The following is a 4634-nucleotide window of genomic DNA, read 5'->3' on the forward strand; positions in this document are numbered from 1 at the left end:
TCAACGATTACGCGGGACAACTGATGCCCCGCGGCGTTCTCTCGCCCATCGCGAGCAGGCTCGCTCCCACAGGGACACGGGCATATCAGACCAACGCACTCCTGCGCTTGAGTTCGCTGTTGAGAATGAAGTCATTCTCCGAATAGTCCACCGGACAATCGATCACATGCACCCCAGGCTCGCCGATGCAGCGTTCCAGCAGCGGCAGGAAGCCTTCGGCGCTGTCCACACGATGACCCTTGGCGCCGTAGGCTTCGGCGTATTTGACGAAGTCCGGGTTGCCGTAGTCCAGACCGTAATCGGTGAAGCCCATGTTGGCCTGTTTCCAGCGGATCATGCCGTAGCCGTCGTCGCGCAAGATGATCACCGTGAGGTTCATCTTCAGACGCACGGCGGTTTCCAACTCCTGGCTGTTCATCATGAAACCGCCGTCACCGCACACCGCGACCACCGGGCGGTCGGGGTAGACCAAATGGGAAGCCATCGCTGACGGCAGGCCGGCGCCCATGGTTGCCAGGGCATTGTCCAGCAGCACGGTGTTCGGCCGGTGGGCCTTGTAGTTACGGGCGAACCAGATTTTGTAGATGCCGTTGTCCAGCGCGACGATGCCTTCGGAGGGCAGGGCGCGACGTACATCGGCGACGAAACGCTGCGGGTAGATCGGGAAGCGGTTGTCGTCGGCGCCTTCGATGATCTGCGCTTCGTTGGCTTCACGGATCGCCATCAGGCGGCTGAAATCCCAGTGCGGCTGGACTTGCAGCGCCTCGCCGATCTGCCACACGGCGTTGGCGATATCGCCCACCACTTCGATCTGCGGGAAATACACCGGGTCGACTTCCGCCGAGCGGAAGTTGATGTGGATCACCTCGGTACCGCCACGGACCATGAAGAACGGCGGTTTCTCGATCACGTCGTGGCCGATGTTGACGATCAGGTCGGCGGCCTCGACGGCGCGATGCACAAAGTCACCGGCGGAGAGGGCAGCGTTACCGAGAAAGCGCGGGTTACGCTCGTCCACCACACCTTTGCCCATCTGCGTGGTGACGAATGGAATGCCGGTGTTATCGATCAGTTGCTTGAGTACCTTGCAGGTCATCTTGCGGTTGGCCCCGGCGCCGATCACCAGGATCGGGCTGCGAGCGGCCTTGAGCTTTTCCACGGCGCCTTCGATGGACTTGGTTTCGGCCAGCGGACGACGCACCAGACTTGGCGGAATCGGCATGCTTTCAGTCTGTTCAGCGGCGATGTCTTCAGGCAGCTCCAGGTGCACGGCACCGGGCTTTTCTTCTTCGGACAGGCGGAACGCCTCGCGCACCCGGGAGGGGATGTTGTCGGCGGACGCCAGCTGGTGGGTGTATTTGGTCAGCGGCTGCATCATGCCGACCACATCGAGGATCTGGAAGCGGCCCTGCTTGGACTTCTTGATCGGCTTTTGGCCGGTGATCATCAGCATCGGCATGCCGCCCAAATAGGCATAAGCGCCGGCGGTCACCAGGTTGGTCGCGCCAGGGCCGAGGGTCGAGAGGCTGACGCCAGTCTTGCCGGTGAGGCGGCCGTAAGTCGCGGCCATGAAGCCTGCCGATTGCTCGTGGCGGGTCAATATGAGCTTGATCGGCGACTTGCGCAGGGACTCCAGCAGGTCAAGGTTCTCTTCGCCGGGAATTCCGAACACGAACTCCACGCCCTCGTTTTCCAGACATTGCACTACGACATCGGCAGCCTTGGCCATTTTGTTCAGTACCTCGGGTTGGGGAGTCGGGGAGTGATGAGGACACCGTCTTCAATACTGCATCGCGCAGTATCGCCTCATTGCCATGGCGCGGATTACCGTTGGTCTGGCCGAGGCGTTTGCCGATGCGCTTGAATCGGGCTCCAAGGAGGCGCTGACTATCCTAGAAAGGCAGAACCTGCGAGAAATTCACTGGCCTGATTTTGGCCGTCATCTGGCGGCTGGTTATTGAGCGGCGCTGGAGGTGCTCGATGCTGTCCATGTTCACTGAAAGCCCGTTGCTCGGCGCCTTGGCTCTGATCCTGATCGACACGGTGATGTGGCGAATGATCGGCTCCCGGCGGCACAACTGGAAAGTGCTGATAAGGCTGGTCATTTTCCTGCTGTACAGCCTGCTGCTGTTCAATGAAGGCCTGAGCCCTCTGGAACCGGCGCCCGCTGGCGACAGCGTACCGTTGCAGATGGCGGCCACGGCGCTGCAGATCGGCTGGTGGCTGTTCGGTGCTCGGACCCTGACGGTGATGATCGGTGCGGTGATGATGCAGCGGGTCGGGCATACCGGCCGGCTGATCCAGGACCTGCTCGGCGCGGTGATCTTTCTGGTGGCGGTGATTGCCGCGCTGGCCTACGTGCTCAATCTGCCGGTCAAGGGCGTGCTGGCAACCTCCGGCGCGCTGGCGATCATCGTCGGCCTGGCGTTGCAAAGCACCCTCAGCGACGTGTTTTCCGGGATAGTCCTCAACACCACCAAGCCGTATCAGATCGATGACTGGATCGCCATCGACGGCACCGAAGGCCGGGTCACTGACATCGATTGGCGCGCCACCTTCCTGCAGACCTCCCAGGGCAGCATGATCGTGATTCCCAACTCGATGGCGGCCAAGGCCAAGATCACCAACTTCAGTCGGCCCAGCGACATGTTCGGGGTTTCGATCAGTCTGCTGATCAGCCCCCATGTGCGGCCGAACCGGGTGTTCGACGCGCTGGAACGGGCAGCACAAGGATGCCGCGCGCTGCTGACCAAACCCGCACCCAAGGTCACGATCAAAAGCACCGGCAGCGGTGGCGTGGAATATGAGGTCAGCGGTTTCGTGATTTCCATGGATCAGAAGCGGCTGGTGCGCAATCAGCTGTTCGACCTAGCGTATCGGCATTTGCTGGCGGCGGGGATCAATTGGTTGTCGACGGTGGAAACCAACGAACCGGTAAGGCATACCCGGGCGCGGGCGTTACTGGATCACTCGGCCATTTTCGCCAACACCTTGAGTGATGAAGAGAAGGACAGCGTCAGCAAGAACATGACCCGCCAGGCGTTCCAGCCGGGGGACATGATTCTGCCGGGCGGGGAGATCAGCGAGCACCTGTACATCATCGAATCAGGCGTGGTGACGGTGGCCCTGGCCCGCGCGGGCGTGAAGTTCGAAGCCGGACGCATGGGGCCGGGGGAGGTGATCGGCGAGGCCGGGATCGTCTCGGGCAAGGCCTTGCCTGCGGATTTCGCCGCGCTGACGTTCTGCTATCTGTACCGGATCGACAAGGAATACTTCCGGCCCTGCGTGGAAGCGCGGCATGACATCAGCGAAGCGATGCGGGCGCTGGTGGATTTTCGTTTGCAGATTTCCCAGACATTGTTGCAGGAAGAGCCCAAGGCCATCGAGAAGAAGGGGTTCCTGCAGTGGCTGCGTAGCCGGGTCTGAATCCATTCCCCTGTAGGAGCGAGCATGCTCGCGATGGACTCAAATACACCGCGGGGCATCAGGTTGCCCGCGTTAACGTTGACCACCATCGCGAGCATGCTCGCTCCTACAGGGGGTGTGTTTTTCCTTAAAAATCGAGGAGTCCCACCATGTCCCATCCCGTTCTCAAACCCGGCGCCGTGGCCGTGATCACCGGAGGCGCCGCCGGCATCGGGCTGGCCGCCGCCAAGCGTTTCGCCGCCCTGGGCATGCGCGTGTGCATCGCCGATCTGGGGGCGCAGAAGTTGCTCGACGCCGCCGAGGAGCTTGCTGGTCACGCCTTGGCGGGGGCCGAAGATGTGCTGGCGCTCGAAGCCGATGTGAGTCGCGAAGGCGACCTGACTAACCTGCGCGACCGGGTGCTGGAGCGTTTCGGCGCGGTCGATGTGCTGATGAGCAACGCCGGGATTCAGCCGGCGACCACGGCGCTCGACAGTGCCAATTGGCAGCAGATGATCGAGGTCAATCTGTGGGGCGTCATCCGCAGTACGCAGGCATTCGTGCCGGGCATGATCGAGCGCGGGCAACCGGGCCTGGTGATCGTCTCCGGCTCCAAGCAGGGCATCACCACGCCGCCGGGCAATCCGGCCTACAACGTGTCGAAGGCTGGGGTGAAGGTGTTCAGCGAGTCGCTGCAACATCAATTGCGCAACACCCCCGGTTGCGCCATCAACGCCCATTTGCTGATCCCGGGTTTCGTCTTCACCGAACTCGCCGCCCAAGGCCGCAAGGACAAACCCGCCGGCGCCTGGACCGCAGAGCAGACGGTCGACTTCATGCTGGAGCGCCTGGAAGCCGGCGATTTCTACATCCTCTGCCCGGACAACGACGTCCCCCGTGCCCTCGACGAACGCCGAATCCTCTGGGCCGCCGGCGACATCGCCGAAAACCGCCCACCGCTGTCCCGCTGGCACCCCGATTACGGCAGCGCCTTCGAAACCTTCGCAAAAACCAAATAACAACCCATCCCCCTGTAGGAGCCGAGCTTGCTCGCGATGGTCGCCAACGATAACGCGGGAAACCTGACACCCCGCGGCGTTCTTGCCTCCATCGCGAGCAAGCTCGGCTCCTACAGTTGGTCGTCAACGATAACGCTGGCAGCCTGACACCCCACGGCGTCCTGTCGTCCATCGCGGACAAGCCTCGCTCCCACAGGTCTATTCCTGTAG

Annotated in this window: 4 protein-coding genes; 3 read left to right on the forward strand and 1 reads right to left on the reverse strand. The window is 62.1% G+C overall.

The window, feature by feature from the left end:
- Positions 1-85: 85 nt before the first annotated feature.
- Positions 86-1729, reverse strand: coding sequence for an acetolactate synthase large subunit (locus ACW9JE_RS28870; RefSeq protein ID WP_224533759.1), 1644 nt, complete (start codon positions 1727-1729; stop codon positions 86-88).
- 85 nt (positions 1730-1814) lie between these two features.
- Between ACW9JE_RS28870 and ACW9JE_RS28875 the strand changes: the two genes are divergently transcribed.
- The 3 genes from ACW9JE_RS28875 to ACW9JE_RS28885 all read left to right on the forward strand — a co-directional run bounded on the left by ACW9JE_RS28875 (position 1815) and on the right by ACW9JE_RS28885 (position 4424).
- Positions 1815-1961, forward strand: a complete 147-nt coding sequence (locus ACW9JE_RS28875) for a hypothetical protein (protein ID WP_224533760.1) — start codon at positions 1815-1817, stop codon at positions 1959-1961.
- Positions 1962-1980: 19 nt separating this feature from the next.
- Positions 1981-3426, forward strand: coding sequence for a mechanosensitive ion channel family protein (locus ACW9JE_RS28880; RefSeq protein WP_224533761.1), 1446 nt, complete (start codon positions 1981-1983; stop codon positions 3424-3426).
- A gap of 149 nt (positions 3427-3575) precedes the next feature.
- Positions 3576-4424 (forward strand): SDR family NAD(P)-dependent oxidoreductase, encoded by an 849-nt coding sequence (locus ACW9JE_RS28885; protein ID WP_224533762.1) that lies wholly within the window; start codon positions 3576-3578, stop codon positions 4422-4424.
- Positions 4425-4634: the final 210 nt, after the last annotated feature.

This window comes from Pseudomonas sp. SDO55104_S430 (assembly GCF_054070595.1).